General features: G+C 71.8%; 17 protein-coding genes and 1 riboswitch. Of the genes, 7 read left to right on the forward strand and 10 right to left on the reverse strand.

Annotated elements, in window-relative coordinates:
- Window positions 1–30: 30 nt before the first annotated feature.
- Entirely contained in the window at window positions 31–381 is a 351-nt protein-coding gene (locus BA175_RS20980) for a YciI family protein (RefSeq protein WP_069173153.1), read from the reverse strand.
- Between the two features lie 170 nt (window positions 382–551).
- On the opposite strand from BA175_RS20980, the gene ligD reads away from it, so the two are divergent.
- The gene (gene ligD / locus BA175_RS20985) at window positions 552–1517 is read left to right on the forward strand and encodes a non-homologous end-joining DNA ligase (RefSeq protein ID WP_069172962.1); all 966 of its coding nucleotides are present in this window, start codon (window positions 552–554) and stop codon (window positions 1515–1517) included.
- A 250-nt stretch (window positions 1518–1767) separates the two neighbouring features.
- Here ligD and BA175_RS20990 read toward each other — a convergent pair whose 3' ends face one another.
- Window positions 1768–2790 (reverse strand): non-homologous end joining protein Ku, encoded by a 1023-nt coding sequence (locus BA175_RS20990; protein WP_069172963.1) that lies wholly within the window; start codon window positions 2788–2790, stop codon window positions 1768–1770.
- 516 nt (window positions 2791–3306) lie between these two features.
- Between BA175_RS20990 and BA175_RS20995 the strand changes: the two genes are divergently transcribed.
- From BA175_RS20995 to BA175_RS21005, 3 genes are all read left to right on the forward strand, one after another.
- A complete protein-coding gene (locus BA175_RS20995) occupies window positions 3307–4161 on the forward strand; it encodes a class II fructose-bisphosphate aldolase (RefSeq protein WP_069172964.1) in 855 nt (284 codons plus the stop codon).
- 27 nt (window positions 4162–4188) lie between these two features.
- Window positions 4189–4968 carry a DeoR/GlpR family DNA-binding transcription regulator gene (locus BA175_RS21000; protein ID WP_069172965.1) on the forward strand — a complete coding sequence of 260 codons (780 nt, stop codon included), beginning with the start codon at window positions 4189–4191 and terminating at the stop codon, window positions 4966–4968.
- Window positions 4969–5196: 228 nt separating this feature from the next.
- Window positions 5197–5499, forward strand: a complete 303-nt coding sequence (locus BA175_RS21005; protein WP_069172966.1) for a hypothetical protein — start codon at window positions 5197–5199, stop codon at window positions 5497–5499.
- Window positions 5500–5904: 405 nt separating this feature from the next.
- On the opposite strand, the gene BA175_RS21010 is transcribed toward BA175_RS21005, so the two are convergent.
- On the reverse strand, window positions 5905–7239 hold the full coding sequence (locus tag BA175_RS21010) for a DUF445 domain-containing protein (RefSeq protein WP_069172967.1): 1335 nt from the start codon (window positions 7237–7239) through the stop codon (window positions 5905–5907).
- Between the two features lie 141 nt (window positions 7240–7380).
- Between BA175_RS21010 and BA175_RS21015 the strand changes: the two genes are divergently transcribed.
- Window positions 7381–8625 carry an SGNH/GDSL hydrolase family protein gene (locus tag BA175_RS21015; RefSeq protein WP_069172968.1) on the forward strand — a complete coding sequence of 415 codons (1245 nt, stop codon included), beginning with the start codon at window positions 7381–7383 and terminating at the stop codon, window positions 8623–8625.
- Between the two features lie 107 nt (window positions 8626–8732).
- On the opposite strand, the gene BA175_RS21020 is transcribed toward BA175_RS21015, so the two are convergent.
- The 4 genes from BA175_RS21020 to BA175_RS21035 all read right to left on the reverse strand — a co-directional run bounded on the left by BA175_RS21020 (window position 8733) and on the right by BA175_RS21035 (window position 12324).
- Entirely contained in the window at window positions 8733–9434 is a 702-nt protein-coding gene (locus BA175_RS21020; RefSeq protein WP_069172969.1) for a DUF1707 SHOCT-like domain-containing protein, read from the reverse strand.
- Window positions 9435–9662: 228 nt separating this feature from the next.
- Entirely contained in the window at window positions 9663–10634 is a 972-nt protein-coding gene (locus BA175_RS21025) for an ABC transporter ATP-binding protein (protein ID WP_069172970.1), read from the reverse strand.
- A 9-nt stretch (window positions 10635–10643) separates the two neighbouring features.
- Window positions 10644–11507: an ABC transporter permease gene (locus BA175_RS21030; protein ID WP_069173154.1), complete on the reverse strand. Its 864-nt coding sequence runs from the start codon at window positions 11505–11507 to the stop codon at window positions 10644–10646.
- 16 nt (window positions 11508–11523) lie between these two features.
- Entirely contained in the window at window positions 11524–12324 is an 801-nt protein-coding gene (locus tag BA175_RS21035) for an ABC transporter permease (protein WP_069172971.1), read from the reverse strand.
- Window positions 12325–12481: 157 nt separating this feature from the next.
- Between BA175_RS21035 and BA175_RS21040 the strand changes: the two genes are divergently transcribed.
- Window positions 12482–14911 (forward strand): transglycosylase domain-containing protein, encoded by a 2430-nt coding sequence (locus BA175_RS21040; RefSeq protein ID WP_079159706.1) that lies wholly within the window; start codon window positions 12482–12484, stop codon window positions 14909–14911.
- 108 nt (window positions 14912–15019) lie between these two features.
- Here the strand turns inward: BA175_RS21040 and BA175_RS21045 are convergent, their stop codons facing one another.
- From BA175_RS21045 to BA175_RS21055, 3 genes are all read right to left on the reverse strand, one after another.
- Window positions 15020–15340 (reverse strand): DMT family transporter, encoded by a 321-nt coding sequence (locus tag BA175_RS21045; protein WP_069172972.1) that lies wholly within the window; start codon window positions 15338–15340, stop codon window positions 15020–15022.
- Between the two features lie 37 nt (window positions 15341–15377).
- Window positions 15378–15447, reverse strand: a riboswitch (guanidine-III (ykkC-III) riboswitch).
- Between the two features lie 109 nt (window positions 15448–15556).
- The gene (locus BA175_RS21050) at window positions 15557–15895 is read right to left on the reverse strand and encodes a GroES family chaperonin (protein WP_069173155.1); all 339 of its coding nucleotides are present in this window, start codon (window positions 15893–15895) and stop codon (window positions 15557–15559) included.
- 75 nt (window positions 15896–15970) lie between these two features.
- Window positions 15971–16291, reverse strand: coding sequence for a DUF3618 domain-containing protein (locus BA175_RS21055; protein WP_069172973.1), 321 nt, complete (start codon window positions 16289–16291; stop codon window positions 15971–15973).
- Window positions 16292–16420: 129 nt separating this feature from the next.
- On the opposite strand from BA175_RS21055, the gene bcp reads away from it, so the two are divergent.
- On the forward strand, window positions 16421–16888 hold the full coding sequence (gene bcp, locus BA175_RS21060) for a thioredoxin-dependent thiol peroxidase (RefSeq protein WP_069172974.1): 468 nt from the start codon (window positions 16421–16423) through the stop codon (window positions 16886–16888).
- Window positions 16889–16955: the final 67 nt, after the last annotated feature.

Below are 16955 nucleotides of genomic sequence, written 5' to 3' on the forward strand. Positions count from 1 at the left end.
CCGTCCCGGCCGCTGCCCCGTCCACCGCCGTCAGGCCCCGAAGTCCGCGACCGGGCGCACCACGACCGCGCCGCCGCCCCGTGCGCCGGGGCACCGGGCGGCCCAGTCCAGGGCGGCGTCGAGGTGAGGTACGTCGATGACGAGGAAGCCGCCCAGGACCTCGCGCGTCTCGGCGAACGGTCCGTCCGTGACGGTCCGCTCCCCCGTCGCGCCGACGCGCACCGTCGTGGCGGTCACCAGATCGGCGAGCGACTCGCCGGAGACGTGGATCCCGGCGTCCTTGACCTCCTTGTCGTAGGTCATCCAGTCCTCGACCGTGCACTCCGCGGCGCCGCCGTTCCCGTCGATGGAACCGCTGTGGATGAGCAGCATGTACTTCATGGTCCAGCTCCTGTCGTACTCCGTCGTTCCCGCGTACACCATGACGACGTACGGCACCGTGCCGGATCGACACGGCCTCCGAAAAAAACTCCCTCTTCCGGGCCGAAGAGCCGCACCGCCCCCGGCCCCGGCCGCGGGCCCGGCGCGGCATCTGCTGAGAAGGTGCTGCCATGACCCCTCTGCCCCGCTTCGCCCCCATGCTCGCCACGCCCGGCACCCTGCCGCCGCCGGCCACCGACGACCAGTGGGCGTACGAGGTCAAACAGGACGGCCAGCGTGCCATGGTCTATCTGCCGGGCGACGGCTCCGTGGAGCTGCGGGCCAGGTCCGGGACGGACATCACGGCGGCCTACCCCGACCTCATGGCCCTGGGGCCCGCGCTCGGCGGCGTGCCGGCGGTGCTGGACGGTGAGATCGTCGCCCTGGACAGCCGGGGGCGGAGCCACTTCGAGCGGCTCCAGTCCCGGATGGGGCTGGCCGGGTCGCCCGCGAAGGCCGCCCGCATGGCGGAGCGGATCCCCGCCCATCTGGTGCTCTTCGACGCCCTTCACCTGCGGGGTACGAGCCTGGTCCCGCTGCCCTACACCGAGCGGCGGGCGGCCCTGGAGGCCCTGGAGCTGGACGGGCCGCGCTGGTCGACGCCCTCGGTGACCGTCGGCCACGGCGCGCAGGCCCTGGACATGACACGGGAGGCCGGGCTGGAGGGCCTGATCGCGAAACGGCTGAACTCCGTGTACGAGCCCGGGGTCCGCTCCCGTACGTGGATCAAGATCCGCCATGTCCGTACCGCCGACGTGATCGTCGGCGGCTGGGTGCCCGGCCGCGGGCGGCTGGGCGGCCTGCCCGGGGCCCTGCTGGTCGGCGAGCGGCACGAGGGCGGTCTGCGGTACGCGGGCAGTGTGGGCACGGGGTGGAGCGACGCGGAGCGCACCACGCTCGCCGAACTGCTCAGGGTCGCCGCCGTCGACACGTGCCCGTTCGACGAGGTGCCCCGGGTGGCGGGCGCGCGGTGGGTGCTGCCGCGGCTGGTGGGCGAGGTGCGGTACTCGACCCGGACGAAGGCGGGGAAACTCCGCCAGCCGTCCTGGCACCGGTTGCGGCCGGATCTGGCGCCGGACGACATCGACGGCGCGTGAGGCGCGGGCTCGGCCTCCGGGACCGTTCCCGCGCCCTGATCCCCGGGGCCATTCCAGCGCCTGATTCCTGGAGGCCGCTCCACCACCCTGGCTCCGGGAACCGTTCCAGCACCCTGACCCGTGGAGGCCGCTCCAGCGCCCGGCTCCGGGAACCCATCCAGCTTGCTGATCCCCGGAGACCGATCCAGCACCCTTGTTCCGGGGGTTTCCTTTCTGAGGCCGACGTTCCGCGTGCCCGGAGCGGGAGCGCTCAGGACGCGGTCCGCTTCCTCGCCGCCGTCTTCTTGGCGGGCTGCCGCTTGCGGCCGGACGACTCCGCCGTCCCGTCCCGGGCCGCTTTCCCCTGCGCCGCCTTGCCCTGGGCGGCCTTGCCCTGTGCCGCCTTGCCTCGCGCCGCCGTCTTCTTCGCCGCCGGTGCGGCCTTCTTGCGGGTGCGAGGTTCGCGGGTCTTCATCTCGTGCACGGTCGCGTGCTCGCCCTCCGCCTCCTCCCCGCGGGTCTCCCGGGCGGCCTTCACCGAGGCGTTCAGGGCGGCCATCAGGTCCATGACCTTGCCCGGCTCCTGCTCCTCGCCCCCGCCGGGTTCCGGCAGTTCCTTGCCCTGCGACTTGGCGGCGATCAACTCCTCCAGGGCCTCCCGGTAACGGTCCCGGAAGCCCGAGATGCCGTCCAGGGACATCGTGTCGGTGAGCTGGACCGCCCGGTCGACCTCGTCCTCCTCCAACTCGACGTCCCGGGGCGCCAGGGACTCCGGGCTGCGGATCTCGTCCGGCCACCGCATGGAGTGCAGCACGATGGCGTTGTCCCGTACGCGCAGCAGGCCGAGCCGCTCCCGGTTGTGCCAGGCGAACTTCGCCACGGCCACCTTGTCGCTGCGCTCCAGCGCCCTGCGCAGGAGGGTGTACGGCTTCGCCGCCACCTGCCCGTCCACGGCCAGGTAGTAACTGTCGCCGATCCGCACCGGGTCCACGGTGTCGGCGTCGACGAACGCGACGATCTCGATCGCCTTCGCCGTCGGCAGCGGCATCCGGTCGAGTTCCTCATCCGTGACGGGGACGGTCCGGTCCCTGGCGATCTCGTACCCCTTGCCGATCTCCTCCTGCGAGAGCACCTCACCGTCCAGCTCGCACACCTTGCGGGTACGGATCCGGCCCATGTCCTGCGCGTGGTACTGGTGGAACGAGATCGAGTGGTCCTCGGTCGCGGACACCACCTTGATGGGGATGGTGACCAGCCCGAAACTGATCGCTCCGGTCCACAGGGGCCGCGGCATCCGTACCTCCAGACCCCCCTGGTGGCTGGGCCGGGAGGCGGACCGGGGCGCCCGGAAGGGAGAACCGACCCGAGAGGGTCAGGGCGCGCCCGGGCCACCGCCCGTATCCCCGATCCTCACTCCGGATCGCCGGACCCGCATGTGGATCACCGGCGGACGGCGGCGGCCGGCGTCGGTCCGGGACGGCCGGTCAGGCGCGTGGCAGCTCCACGGGGGAAGGCCTTGGCACTTTGCGAAGTGGCCATGCACAGGGCGGTCTTGGAGGAGTTGCGGTCCAGCGCCGGACCACCTCCCGTCCCCGCCGGTCCTGTCCTCGCTCGCCCACGCCCTGCATCTGTCGGACGACGAACGCGAGCATCTGTACCTCCTCGCCGAGCAGTCGGCCCGTCAGCAGCCGCCTCCGGCCCTCGGCCGAGGCGGCTGCTGTTTTTCAAGCTGCTTCGAACACGCTATAAATGAGCAACTTCGAGCATCACCCGTCTGGATTCACGCAGCCCGTATCCGCGAAGGAAGCCCATGCCGCTCATATCCACCGGTGACATCACGCACGAGGCCCGGACGAACGCGAGGGGCATCGGGGCATTCAACGTCGTACAGATCGAGCACGCCCAGGCCATCGTCCGCGGGGCGGAAGCGGCCGGGCTGCCGGTGATCCTCCAGATCAGCGAGAACACCGCCCGCTACCACGGCTCCCTCGAACCGATCGGGCTCGCCTCGCTCGCCGTCGCGCGGGCGGCCGGAGTTCCGGTGGCCGTGCACCTCGACCACGCCGAATCGACCACCCTGGTCCACGAGGCGGTCCGGCTCGGATTCACCTCCGTCATGTTCGACGCGTCCACGCTCCCGTACGACGACAACGTCGCCGCGACCCGCGCGATCACGGAGTACTGCCACGGCCACGGCGTCCGGGTGGAGGCGGAGCTCGGCGAGGTCGGCGGGAAGGACGGGGCGCACGCCCCCGGGGTGCGGACCGACCCGGAGGAGGCGCGGGCGTTCGTCGGAGCCACGGCCGTCGACGCCCTCGCCGTGGCCGTCGGCAGCTCGCACGCCATGCTGACGCGCGACGCGGTCCTCGACCTCGCCCTCATCTCCCGGCTGCGCGACGCGGTCGACGTGCCGCTCGTCCTGCACGGCTCATCGGGCGTCGGCGACACCGGCCTGGCCGACGCCGTCGCCGCCGGGATGACGAAGGTGAACATCTCCACCCACCTGAACAAGCTGTTCACGCGGGCCGTCCGCACCTACCTCGACACCCACGCCGGGGTGGCCGACCCCCGCACGTACCTCGGTCCGGCCCGCGACGCGGTCGCCGCGGAGGTGACGCGGCTGCTGCACGTGCTGGCCCGCACCGGGCACGACCGGGCGCGATAGGGTCGGCGGGCGAGCAAGGAGGACCAGGTGGCGGCACACACGCGATGGACCCGGCTGCTGGAGATCCTCGGCGACCAGGGCCACCTCGACGTACTCGACGCCGCCGAACGGCTGGGCTGCTCCGCCGCCACCGTCCGCCGTGACCTGGACGAACTCGCCCGCCAGAACCTGCTGACCCGCACCCGCGGCGGTGCGGTGGTGAGCACCGTCGCCTACGACCTGCCGCTGCGCTACAAGGCGGCCCGCAAGGCCGACGAGAAGCAGCGGATCGCGAAGGCGGCGGCCGAACTGATCCCGTCGGGCTCGACCGTCGGGATCAACGGAGGCACGACGACCTCCGAGGTGGCCCGGGAACTTGCCGTGCGACCCGAGCCGGCGGGCGGCGGCACCGCGCTCACCGTCGTGACGAACGCGATCAACATCGCCAACGAACTCGCGGTGCGCCCCCAGGTGAAGATCGTCGTCACCGGCGGGGTGGCCCGCCCCAACTCCTACGAACTCGTCGGCCCGCTCATGGACTCCGTCCTGCGGACCCTGGCCCTGGACTACACGATCCTCGGCGTGGACGCCGTGCACCCCCGCTTCGGTGCGGCCACCCACGACGAGTCGGAAGCAGGTGCGAACCGGGCACTCGCCGAATGCGCCGGCACGGTGATCGTGGTGGCCGACTCCTCGAAGCTGGGCCGCCGCGCCTTCGCCCAGGTGTGCGCGACGGATGCCGTGTCGATCCTGGTCACGGACCAGGGCGCACCCGACGACGTAGTCGAGGAGTTCACCGCCCTGGGGATCGACGTACGGCGCGTATGACACGCCTGGTGCGTGCCGCGCCGGCCCCGCCCGACCGCATTCCGACGTGCCGTCAGCGGTGGTCCTCCGGGTACGGCCAGGGAGCCCGCGCCCGGGCCGCGCCCGGAGCGTTCGCCCGCGGGGGAACACTCAGGCACCCCGGAGAGCACGGTCGCCCCGGCCCGCGCGTTAGCCTCGGATTCCCGACCAGGTACGAGACCGGGTAGGGAACGAACGAAGGTGGCGGCTATGGCGCAGGTCCCGGCAGCGGTGGTGGCGGCGGGCGGACTCGTCGGCGGGTACGCGATCGCCCGGTGGACGAAGAAGCGCCCGCTGGGCGGGGTCGCCCTGGCCGCGGCCGGCTCGGTGGCCGCCTACGAGTGGAACCGGCAGGCGGGCGGTCGCGCGGCCGCCGGACTGAGCGCCGCGTACGTGGCCGCGTTCGCCGGATCGCACCCGCTCGCCAAGAAGGTCGGCGCCTGGCCCGCGGTCTTCACCGTGGCCGGCGGCATGGCCGCGGCCTCCTGGGCGGTCACCCGGCGCAGCGCCTGAGAGCCTGTCGGATGACCTGGGATCGGAAAGCGGGCGCGGTCCGGCGCGTGCGCTGTGAAGGCGCCGGAAGGCCCACGTAGCGGAGCTCCGTGGACATGTCGGCAACGCGGGAAGCGTGCGTGCCGGGGCGTGGCCGCTCCAACAGAGGTCACCCGACAGGCTCCGAGGCCGCGCGAAGACCGGCGCTCCCGCCCGCGCGGCACGGCGCGCCGGAAAAGTTTCGTACCAGGGGTTGAACACGGGCCCGCGCGGGTGCGTACTGAACAGCAACTCCCCGCACAACCCGGGGGCGCACCCGTACGACAGGACGGATGCGCCCCCGGTGCGCTCCCTGTGCGCCCGGCCCGGAGACGCGCACCCGGCGCTCCCGGGAGCCCTGCCCGGCGGGGCTCCCGGGACCGGGCCTCAGGCCCCCAGCGCCCGCGAGACCGAGTAGATCACCAGACCGGCCAGCGCACCCACCACCGTGCCGTTGATCCGGATGAACTGCAGGTCACGGCCGATGTGCGCCTCGATCTTCCTCGACGTCTGATCGGCGTCCCAGCCGGCGACCGTGTCGCTGATCAGCGACGTGATCTCCGCGCGGTACGTCGTGACGACGTACACCGCGGCATCCTCCAGCCACCCCTCCACCTTGGCCTGCAGCCGCTCGTCCGTCGACAGTCTGGCGCCCAGCGACAGCAGCGAGGCCCTGGCCCGCAGCCTCAGCTCGCTCCCCTCGTCCTCGGCCGCCGCGATGATCATCGAACGGACGGAGGACCAGGCCGAGGCAATAAGCTCCTGCACCTCACCGCGCCCGAGGATCTCCGACTTCAGCCGCTCCACCCGCGCCCGGGTGTCCGCGTCCGTCCGGAGGTCCGACGCGAAGTCCCTCAGGAACGTGTCGATCGAGCCGCGCGCAGGATGGCCGGGCATGTCACGCATCTCCGTGACGAAGCGCAGCAGTTCCTTGTAGACGCGCTCCCCCACCCGCTTGTCGACGAAGCGCGGCGTCCAGCCCGGCGCCCCGCCCTGCACGGCGTCCATGACGGAACTCTCGTGCTCGACCAGCCAGTCGTGCGCGCGTACGCAGACCAGATCGACCACCCTGCGGTGACCGCCGTCCGCGACGATCTTCTCCAGCATCTTCCCCACGCCCGGACCGACTTCCATCGCGTCCGCCCGCCGGGTGATCGCCTCGCCCACCACCGCCTGCACGTCGGAATCCCGCAGCACGGTCAGCGCACCGCGCAGCGCGGTGGCCAGCTCGGCGGTGACCCGGTCCGCGTGTGCGGGTTCGGACAGCCAGGCCCCGAGCCTCGCGCCCACCCCCAGCGCGTGAATCCGGTCACGAACGACGTCCCCGGAGAGAAAATTCTCGCCCACGAAGGAACCGAGAGATGCCCCGAGCTGATCCTTCTTGGTGGGAATGATGGCGGTGTGGGGGATGGGCAGCCCGAGCGGGCGGCGGAAGAGCGCCGTGACCGCGAACCAGTCGGCCAGCGCACCTACCATTCCCGCCTCGGCAGCCGCGGCGACGTAGCCCGGCCAGCCGCTCACACCCGCATTCCTCGCCCAGGTGGCGAGGGTGTACACGAGTGCGACAAGCAGGAGGAGACCCGTGGCGGTGGTCTTCATGCGGCGTACGCCACGCCGCTTCTCCTCGTCGGCGGCGGTGTACGCGAACCCGCCGAGCGGCGCCCCCGCACCCCGCGCAGCGGCCCCGGCCGGCTCCGCACTCTTCCCCGCGTCCTGTTCCATCCGCTCCACCCGTCCGCGTACGCGTCACGCCGTGCCGTACGCATTGTCCCTACCTCACTTACTCCCGGGCCGCACGTCGAGTTCCCCAGGGCCTGCCGCATCATGAGACACGCACGAACACCGCAAGGAGAATCACCGCACATGCCCAGGCGCCAGGGGTACGCCCTGCTCATCGCCCTCATGGCCGGCACCGCGGTACTGGCCGCCGCCATGGCGTTCGGTACGGCACTGACCGCGGGGAAACGGCCGACCCCGCTCACCGGCACCGAGGCGAACGCGGCAGCCCACAACCCCGCCGCTCCCGCCCACTCCTCCGGCAGCTGGGTCGCCACCTGGACCGGAGCCCCCGTCAGCGGCGAACCGAACACACCGCACGGCTACCCCGGCCACACGATCCGCAACGTCATCCACACGAGCGTCGGCGGGGACGCGGCCCGCATCACCGTGTCCAACCTGTTCGGCACCACCCCGCTCGTCATCGACCGGGCCACCGTCAGCGCCCGGCCGGTCACCTTCCAGGGGCGGCCCACCGTCACCGTCCCCGCGGGCCGGCAGGTCGTCAGCGACCCCGTACTCGTGGCCGTCGCCCCGGACGCCGACCTGGAAGTGAGCCTGCGCACCCCGCGGCCGGGCGGGCCGGTCACCCAGCACCCCGGCAGCCACCGGACGTCCTACCTCACCGACGCCCTCGCCACCCGGACCACCACGACGTGGCGCTACCTGACGGCCGTCGACGTCCGCAACGACAGGTCGCCCGGGGCCGTCGTCGTCCTCGGCGACTCCCTCACCGCGGGCAGCGGCTCCACCACCGACACCGACAGCCGCTGGCCGGACGTCCTGTCCGACCGCCTCGGCCACCGGTACGGCATCGCCAACCAGGGCATATCCGGCAACCGCCTGCTGCGCGAGAGCCCGAGCGGCCGGGGCGGCCCCCGAGGCACCCACCGCTTCGAACGCGACGCGCTCTCCGTCGCCGGAGCCAGGACGCTGATCATCGCGCTGGGCATCAACGACGTACAGCTCGCCCCCCAGGAGAGCGACCCGCGGCGCGTCGTCGCCGCCCTCCGCGCCCTCACCGAACGTGCCCACGCCCGTGGGCTGCGCGTCGTCGGGACGACGCTGACCCCCTTCCAGGGGTTCCGCACCTGGACACCCGAACGCAACGCCGTACGCCTCGCCGTCAACCGGCAGATCCGCTCGGGCCGGGTCTACGACGACTACATCGACTTCGACCGGACCGTCCGCGACCCCTACGCCCCCGACCGGATCCTGCCCGCCTACGACTCCGGCGACCGGCTCCACTTCAACGACACCGGCTACCGGGCCCTCGGCCGCTCCATCGATCTCCACACGGTGTCCGAGACCGCCAGGGCCGACGTGTTCTGACAGCGGCACGGTGCGGGACGGGACGACGTGGAGGCCCCGGCGGCGGCGCCCGGAGCCGGGACACCGGTGCCGACGCCCACCGGCCGTCCCGGAGCGCGGGACCCGCCTCAGCCGAGCCTCTTGGGTCCCTCCGGCCCCTCCCCCGCGTCCGGCTTCTCCAGCCGCAGCCGCTCCGCGCGCTCGGCCTCCTTCAGCCGCTGCCGCCGGGCCTTGCTCCACTTGCGGTCCACGCCCACGCCACCCATCAGGGCGAACCCGGTCACCCGCACCCTCGGGGCATCCGGATCCGGCTCGCCCTCGTCCTTCGTCCGCTCGTCGAAGCCGCCCATGATCCCGATGCCGTTGACGTGCAGGTGGACGTCGGGCGGGACCGTCACCTGGATCCCGCCCATGATCGTCACGCAGCGGATCACGACCTCGCGGTCCTCGAAGTCCGCCTCGCGCAGATCGATCTCACCGCCGCCCCACATCGCGAACGCGGTGAACGCCCGCCCCACCGTCCAGCGGCCCTTGCGGGCGAACCCGCCCCAGAAGGCGAACGCCCCGGTCGAGGTCGCGGGCCCGCCGATCCGCCGCGACCGGTCCACGGTCCCCCCGCGGGCCGTGACCGGCGCCAGGCCCGCGACCGGCGCCACCGCCGACCCCGGCACCGGCAGATCGCTGACGAGCGGCTCCAACTCCCCGTGGGTACGCGCCGCGTACGCCGCGTCGAGCCGCTGCTCGAACTCGTCCATCTCCAGCCGGCCCTCGGCCACCGCATCCTGCAGCGTCTCGGCGACCCGCTCGCGTTCCGCGTCGGAGGCCCGCATCTCCGGACGTTCACTTGTCATGACGCAAACCCTATAGAGCGGGGCCGAAGAGGCCCAGGCCCTTCCGGACGAAGGGCCCCAGGACCCTCCCGCGGACCCCCCGCGCGTCGGCGCCGGACGTCACCGGCGACGCATCGCGAGGCGGAGAGACATGCCACCCCGGACGGACGCGCACGTGCCGGCACAGCGGCCCTCGCCCGCCTCCGCCGGGAAGCACAGGAGGAGCCGTCAGGAGGACGCCGCGTACATCTTCGCGATCACGGCCTCGATGTCCGGCTCCCGCACCGACAGGTCCACCAGCGGATAGTCCGCGGCGATCCGCGCCACCAGCCCCGCCGCCGAAGCCGACGCCGGGAACGCCACCCACTGCCGCGGCCCCTCCACCTTCACCACCCGCGCCGAGGACTCCGTCCCCACGTCGATCGGCGGCAGCTCCCGCTCCAGGTCCACCACCAGCGTCCGCTCGCTCTCCCCCACCTCGTGCAGCCCGGCGAGCCCGCCGTCGTACACCAGACGACCGTGGTCGATCACCATCACCCGCCGGCACAACTGCTCGATGTCGGTGAGATCGTGCGTGGTCAGCAGCACCGTCGTGGACCGCTCGGCGTTCAGATCCCGCAGGAACTCACGCACCCTGGCCTTCGACACCACATCGAGCCCGATCGTCGGCTCGTCCAGGTACAGCACCTCCGGATCGTGCAGCAGCGCCGCGGCGATATCACCCCGCATCCGCTGCCCCAGCGACAACTGGCGCACCGGCACGTCCAACAGCGCCCCCAGGTCCAGGAGTTCGATGCACCGGTCCATGTTCTCCCGGAAACGCCGGTCCGGGATCCGGTACATCCGGTGCACCAGCCGGTACGAGTCACGCAACGGCAGGTCCCACCACAACGTGGTCCGCTGCCCGAACACCACCCCGATCCGGTGCGCCAGCTTCGTACGCTCCCGGGAAGGGTCGATCCCCGCCACCCGCAGCCGGCCGCCACTCGGCGTGAGAATGCCCGTCAGCATCTTGATCGTCGTCGACTTGCCGGCCCCGTTCGGCCCGATGTACCCCACCATCTCCCCGCGCGGCACCCGGAGACTGATGCCGTCCACCGCACGCACCTCGTGCCGCTCCCGCCGCAGGAAACCCACCCTGCGCCGCACGTCGAAGACCTTCTCGACCCCGTCGAGCTCGATGAAATCCGTATCGCCCATGTCCGCCCCTCAGCTTCCCGTACTGCGGTACGCCCGCAGCCCCGCACGCCACGCCAGCCCCGCGAGCACCCAGCACACCCCCGCCACCAGCGGCGGCAGGAAGGCCACCCACCCCGGCAGCCCCAACGGGTAGTCCCGGCCCAGCACATACAGCGCCGGCAGCCAGCTCACGAAGGCCAGCGGCACCACGAACGTCACCCCGCGCACCAGATCCTGCGCGAAGATCGACGGCGGATACTGCAACAGCGTCGTCCCCCCGTACGTGAACGCGTTCTGCACCTCCGAGGCGTCCTGCGCGAAGAACTGGAACGCCGCACCCGCCACGAACACCGCCCCGAAGATCGCCGCCCCGCTCAGCACCATCATCGGCAGCATCAGCACCTTCAGCGGCGTCCACTCCACCTCGAGCGTGACCAGCGCATACCCCAGCACCAGCAGCCCCTGCGTGATCCGCCCCAGCCTGCGCAGCGCGAAACGGTCCGCCGCCACCTGCGCCAGCACCGGCACGGGCCGCACCAGCAACGTGTCCAGCGTCCCGTCCCGCACCCGCCGGCCGAGCCGGTCCATCGACCCCAGCACCAGGTCCGCCAGCCCGAACGCGGTCGCCGACACCCCGTACAGCAACGCGATCTCCGGCAGCGTGTAGCCGCCGAGCGCGTCGACATGCGTGAACATCAGCATGATCGTCACGAAGTCGAACGCCGTCGCCACGAAGTTGCCGACCGTCGTCATCACGAACGACGCCCGGTAGGCCAGCGTCGACCGCAGCCACATCCCCACGATCAGCCCGTACGCCCGGACACCCTCCACCGGCCGCGACCGGCCCGTGTCCCCCGCCCCCCGCGGCCACCGCCCCGCCTCCGCGGCGCCCACCGGCACCGCCTCGGTCTCAGCCACCCTGGACCACCACCCTCCTGGTCGCCGCCGACTGGAGCAGCCGCCCGGCCACCAGCAGCACCACCGCCCAGCCGGCCTGGAACGCGTACGCCCCCATCAGGTCCCACCCCGTGCGCCTGCCGAGGAACACATCGGCCGGCACCTGCAGGAGCGACGACCACGGCAGCGCCCGCGCCACCTCACCCAACACCCCCGGGAACAGGTTCAGCGGCAGCAGCATCCCGGAGAAGAACAGCCCCGCCAGCCACGCGATCTGCATCGCCCCCGCCCCGTCCAGCAGCCAGAACGCGGACAGCGCCACGAGGAAACGCACCGCGAAACTGACCACCACCCCCAGGGCCACCGCCACCAGGAACGCCAGCCACCTCACGGGCGAATCCGGCAGCACCAGATCGAAGACCAGTGCCCCCAGCGCCATCGGTGCGACACCGCGCCCCAGCAGATGGAACGCCGCCCGGCCCAGATCCCCCGCCAGCCACCACGCCTGCAGGTCGGCCGGCCGGTACAGATCGACCGCGATGTCCCCCGTACGGATCCGCTCCATGAGCTCGCTCTCGAAACCGCCGCCCATCATGGCGCACGTCATCAGCAGCGCCTGCCCGAGCCACACGTAGGTCAGCGCCTGCGACGCGTCGTACCCGCCCAGCCGCGGACGCTCCGCCCACAGGGCCATATAGGTGTACGCCATGACGAAACCGAAGACGGTGTTGGTGAACACCCCCGCCGCCGTCGCCATCCGGTAGGTGGCGTGCCGCCGGAACCCACCGGCCGCCACCACCGCGTAGAGCCGCACCGGCCCCCACCTCTCCCCACCCCACGGCACCAAAGCGCACGAACCTAGCCGAGACCCGCGGGCCGCCGCGACCCGATTTCCGCCTCGGATCCGGGGGTTAACCGCCCGAAAAGTGCACTATGGGAAAATCACCCGGCGTCGAGGAGCCTCCACCGTCATGAGCCACGAGCCACCGCAGAACAGCTCGGACCCTGGTCAGCGGGGTCCCGGGGGCTGGACCCCCCGGGACGCCCCGGACGCACGACCCGCCCCGGACGCCTCGGGCACGGGCGGCGCACCCGAGAAGAAGAAGCGCACGAAACGCCCCCGGCGCACCGGCTGGCGCCGGGCCGTACCCACCTGGCGGATGGTCCTCGGCGGCGTCACCCTCCTGGCCCTGCTCCTCGTCGGCGGATTCATCGCCGGATACCAGCTCATCGACATCCCGGCCGCCAACGCCACCGCGACCGCCCAGGCCAACGTCTACACCTACGCCGACGGCACGGTCATCGCCCGCGACGGCGAGATCAACCGCGAGAAGGTCCCCCTCGGCCGCATTCCCCGCACCATCCAGCACGCCGTACTCGCCGCCGAGGACCGCGACTTCTACTCCGAGGACGCCATCGACGTCACGGCCACCCTCCGCGCCGGCTGGAACACCCTCACCGGCAAGGGCCGCCAGGGCGGCTCCACCATCACCCAGCAGTACGTCAAGAACTACTACCTCGGCCAGGAACAGACCGTCGTCCGCAAGGCCAAGGAATTCTTCATCTCCATCAAGCTCGACCGCGAACAGAGCAAGGACGACATCCTCGAGGGCTACCTCAACACCAGCTACTTCGGCCGCAACGCCTACGGCATCCAAGCCGCCGCCCACGCCTACTACGGCAAGGACGTCGAGGACCTCGACGCCGGCGAGGGCGCCTACCTCGCCTCCCTGCTCAACTCCCCCAGCAACTACGACGTCGTCTCCCACCCCGAGAACCGGAAGGCCGTCCTCGCCCGCTGGAACTACGTACTGGACGGCATGGTCAAGGAGAACTGGCTCACCCGCACCGCACGCGCGAGCATGGAATTCCCCGTCCCCGACGAAGCCAAGCCCGCCACCGCCCTCTCCGGCCAGCGCGGCTACGTCGTCCACGCCGTCGGCGACTACCTCGCCACCAACAAGATCCTCGACGCCGACACCCTCGCCACCGGCGGCTACCGCATCACCACCACCCTCCAGAAGGACAAACAGGACGCCCTCGTCGAAGCCGTCGAGGACAACGTCCTCTCCAGGACGAGCGACGACCGCGACGCCGACCGCAACGTCCGCGCCGGCGGTGCCTCCGTCGACCCCGCCACCGGCCACGTCGTCGCCCTCTACGGCGGCGTCGACTACACCCGGCAGTACGTCAACAACGCCACCCGCCGCGACTACCAGGTCGGCTCCACCTTCAAACCCTTCGTCCTCGCCGCCGCACTCGCCAGCGGCTCCACCACCCAGGGCGGCCGCGCCATCACCCCCAACACCCACTACGACGGCACCAACGAACGCACCGTCCAGAGCTCCACCGGCTCCACCGGCTACTCCCCCGCCAACGAGGACGACGTCGACTACGGCTCCATCACCGTCCGCGAGGCCACCGACAAGTCCGTCAACGCCGTCTACGCCCAGATGGCCCAGGACATCGGCCCCGCCGAGGTCAAGGACACCGCCGTCGCCCTCGGCATCCCCGAGGACACCCCCGACCTCACCGCCACCCCCTCGATCGCCCTCGGCCCCGCCACCGCCAGCGTCCTCGACATGGCCTCCGCCTACGCCACCCTCGCCGACCACGGCAGACACCGGGACCGCACCCTCGTCACCAAGGTCAGCAAGGACGGCACCGATCTCCGGCTCCCCGCCCGCACCACCCGCCAGGCCGTCAGCCGCGAAGCCGCCGACACCACCACCTCCGTCCTGCAGAGCGTCGTCGAAGGCGGCACGGGCACCGCGGCCCAGGCCGCGGGCCGGCCCGCCGCCGGCAAGACGGGCACCGCCGAGGAGGACCGGGCCGCCTGGTTCGCCGGCTACACCCCCGACCTCGCCACCGTCATCGCCGTCATGGGCCAGGACCCCGAAACCGGCATCCAGAAACCGCTGTACGGCGCCCTGGGCCTCGCCCGCATGAACGGCGGCGGCGCCCCCGCCCAGACGTGGGCCGCCTACACCCGGGCAGCACTCGAAGGCAGCGAGGTGAAGGACTTCGACCTGGAGGCCGACGAAGGTCCCGAGGAGACCGACCCGGACGCTTCGGAGTCACCCCGGGAGTCCGGGGACACCGAGGAAGCCGAAGGCGGCGACACGGACTCGCCCACCGGCACGAAGCCCACCGACCGCCCCGCCCGAAGCCCCCGGGCCGACGACCCGGACGGCACCTCCGCCGACAACCCGGCCGGCGGAGCACCCGCCTCCCCCCGGCCCACGGACCGGAAGAGCACCTCGGCGACCCCCGGCGACCACCCGAACTCCCCACCGAGGGGCCGGGAAGGCGGGGAGCTCCGGGAAGGCCGGGAGATCCGGGAGGGACGGGAGATCCGGGAAGCCGCACCGGACGGGTGGCCCGTCGCTCCCCGCCGCTGAGCGGGGGAGGGAACGACGGGCCACCGGGGCGGCCGAGCCGCAGAAGAGAGTCGAGGCCAACGACGGGACGACAGAGCCGATCCACGAGGGACGGGCCGGGACGCGGCGTCAGTGACCGGACGTCGCCTTCAACCCCACCACCGCCACCAGCAGCAGACACACGAAGAAGATCCGGGCCGCCGTCACCGGCTCGTTCAGTACCACCATGCCCAGCACCGCAGCCCCCGCCGCACCGATCCCGACCCACACCCCGTACGCCGTACCGATCGGCAGCGTCTTCGCCGCCTGGGACAGCAGCATCATGCTGGCCACGATCCCGAGCCCCGTGAACACGCTCGGCCACAGCCGGGTGAACCCCTCGGTGTACTTCATCCCGATCGACCAGGCCACTTCCAGCAGACCCGCGACCAGCAACAGAACCCACGCCACGACGGCACCTCCACGACGACGGAACACACGGACACCACGTGCGTCGTCTTTGCGGAAACCCGGTACGGCGCGTCTCGTCGGGGTGTCCCACCGTAGCAAGGAACAGCGAAAGGCCTGGTGACGACCGTCACCAGGCCTACAGACACACCGTCACCGGGCCCGCCGGACACCAGGCCGGGACCACAGGCACCAACCCGCCGGGCCTACAGATCGGGCCTACAGATACAGACCCGTGGAATCCACGGACCCCTCGAACCGGTCCGCCGCCACCGCGTGCAGATCCCGCTCCCGCATCAGCACGTACGCGACCCCCCGCACCTCGACCTCCGCACGGTCCTCAGGGTCGTACAGCACCCGGTCGCCCGGCTCCACCGTCCGCACGTTCTGGCCCACCGCGACCACCGCGGCCCACGCCAGCCGCCGGCCCACCGCAGCCGTCGCCGGAATCAGGATGCCGCCACCCGAACGCCGCTCGCCCTCGGGCGAATCGGACCGCACCAGCACCCGGTCGTGCAGCATGCGGATCGGCAGCTTGTCGTCGGGGTTCTCGCTCACGCCGTTGTCGCTCACGCCCGGAAATCTACCTGCCCCACGCCCGCACCCACGCCCCCGGTCCGCCGGGAACCGGGGTCAGCGCTTCCCGCGCCGCACCGACACCGTCAGCAGCGCCACCGCTCCCGCGACCACCAGCGCCGCAGGGATCACCCGCTCCATCCGGGGCGAGCCGTCCTCCGACACGAACTGCGCCTTCACGTCCGACACCGACCGGTTCACCGCCACGAACGCGCGCCCCGCCGTCCGGTCCACCGTCGACGCCACCTTGGCCTTCGCGTCACCGATCATCGTCTTCGGGTGCATCCGCACCCCGATCTCGTCCAGCACCACCGCAAGCTGCTCACGCCTGCTGATGATGTCCGCCTCGATCTGCGCAGGGGTCCTCGTATCCGACACTGCGCCGCCTCCGTGGTCGTCGTCCGGTAAACCGTCATCGACAGTCTGTCAGCTGAGCCGCCCCAACACCCGACGGCACCCCCTATTACGCTCGGTCCCACACAGTCCGTGTGCCACTCGAGGAGAGACATGAGCGAGCGACTCCAGCCCGGCGACACCGCCCCCGCCTTCACCCTTCCGGACGCAGACGGCAACGACGTATCGCTCGCCGACCACAAGGGACGCAAGGTCATCGTCTACTTCTACCCCGCTGCGCTTACCCCCGGTTGCACCAAGCAGGCCTGCGACTTCACCGACAACCTCGAACTCCTCGCCGGCGCGGGCTACGACGTCATCGGCGTGTCCCCCGACAAGCCGGAGAAGCTCGCGAAGTTCCGGGAGAAGGAGAACCTCGAGGTCACGCTGGTCGGCGACCCCTCCAAGGAGACCCTGGAGGCCTACGGCGCCTACGGGGAGAAGAAGCTCTACGGCAAAGTGGTGACGGGCGTCATCCGCTCCACGGTCGTGGTCGACGAAGAGGGCAAGGTGGAGCGGGCTCTCTACAACGTCAAGGCGACCGGCCACGTAGCCAAGATCATCAAGGATCTCGGCGTCTGAGATCCGGCGGGAACCTCAAGGCCGGACGCCCGCGAGCGGTGTGACGGGGACCGCTCACGGGCATGAA

This window comes from Streptomyces griseus (assembly GCF_001715295.1).
In the GTDB taxonomy this organism is placed as follows: Bacteria; Actinomycetota; Actinomycetes; order Streptomycetales; family Streptomycetaceae; genus Streptomyces; species Streptomyces griseus_G.

What these genes read in the sequence shown, in the direction of transcription:
- BA175_RS20980 (WP_069173153.1), bottom strand. Translation starts at nt 381, where the DNA reads ATGAAGTACATGCTGCTCATCCACAGCGGTTCCATCGACGGGAACGGC.
- ligD (WP_069172962.1), top strand. Translation starts at nt 552, where the DNA reads ATGACCCCTCTGCCCCGCTTCGCCCCCATGCTCGCCACGCCCGGCACC.
- BA175_RS20990 (WP_069172963.1), bottom strand. Translation starts at nt 2,790, where the DNA reads ATGCCGCGGCCCCTGTGGACCGGAGCGATCAGTTTCGGGCTGGTCACC.
- BA175_RS20995 (WP_069172964.1), top strand. Translation starts at nt 3,307, where the DNA reads ATGCCGCTCATATCCACCGGTGACATCACGCACGAGGCCCGGACGAAC.
- BA175_RS21005 (WP_069172966.1), top strand. Translation starts at nt 5,197, where the DNA reads ATGGCGCAGGTCCCGGCAGCGGTGGTGGCGGCGGGCGGACTCGTCGGC.
- BA175_RS21010 (WP_069172967.1), bottom strand. Translation starts at nt 7,239, where the DNA reads ATGGAACAGGACGCGGGGAAGAGTGCGGAGCCGGCCGGGGCCGCTGCG.
- BA175_RS21015 (WP_069172968.1), top strand. Translation starts at nt 7,381, where the DNA reads ATGCCCAGGCGCCAGGGGTACGCCCTGCTCATCGCCCTCATGGCCGGC.
- BA175_RS21020 (WP_069172969.1), bottom strand. Translation starts at nt 9,434, where the DNA reads ATGCGGGCCTCCGACGCGGAACGCGAGCGGGTCGCCGAGACGCTGCAG.
- BA175_RS21025 (WP_069172970.1), bottom strand. Translation starts at nt 10,634, where the DNA reads ATGGGCGATACGGATTTCATCGAGCTCGACGGGGTCGAGAAGGTCTTC.
- BA175_RS21040 (WP_079159706.1), top strand. Translation starts at nt 12,482, where the DNA reads ATGAGCCACGAGCCACCGCAGAACAGCTCGGACCCTGGTCAGCGGGGT.
- bcp (WP_069172974.1), top strand. Translation starts at nt 16,421, where the DNA reads ATGAGCGAGCGACTCCAGCCCGGCGACACCGCCCCCGCCTTCACCCTT.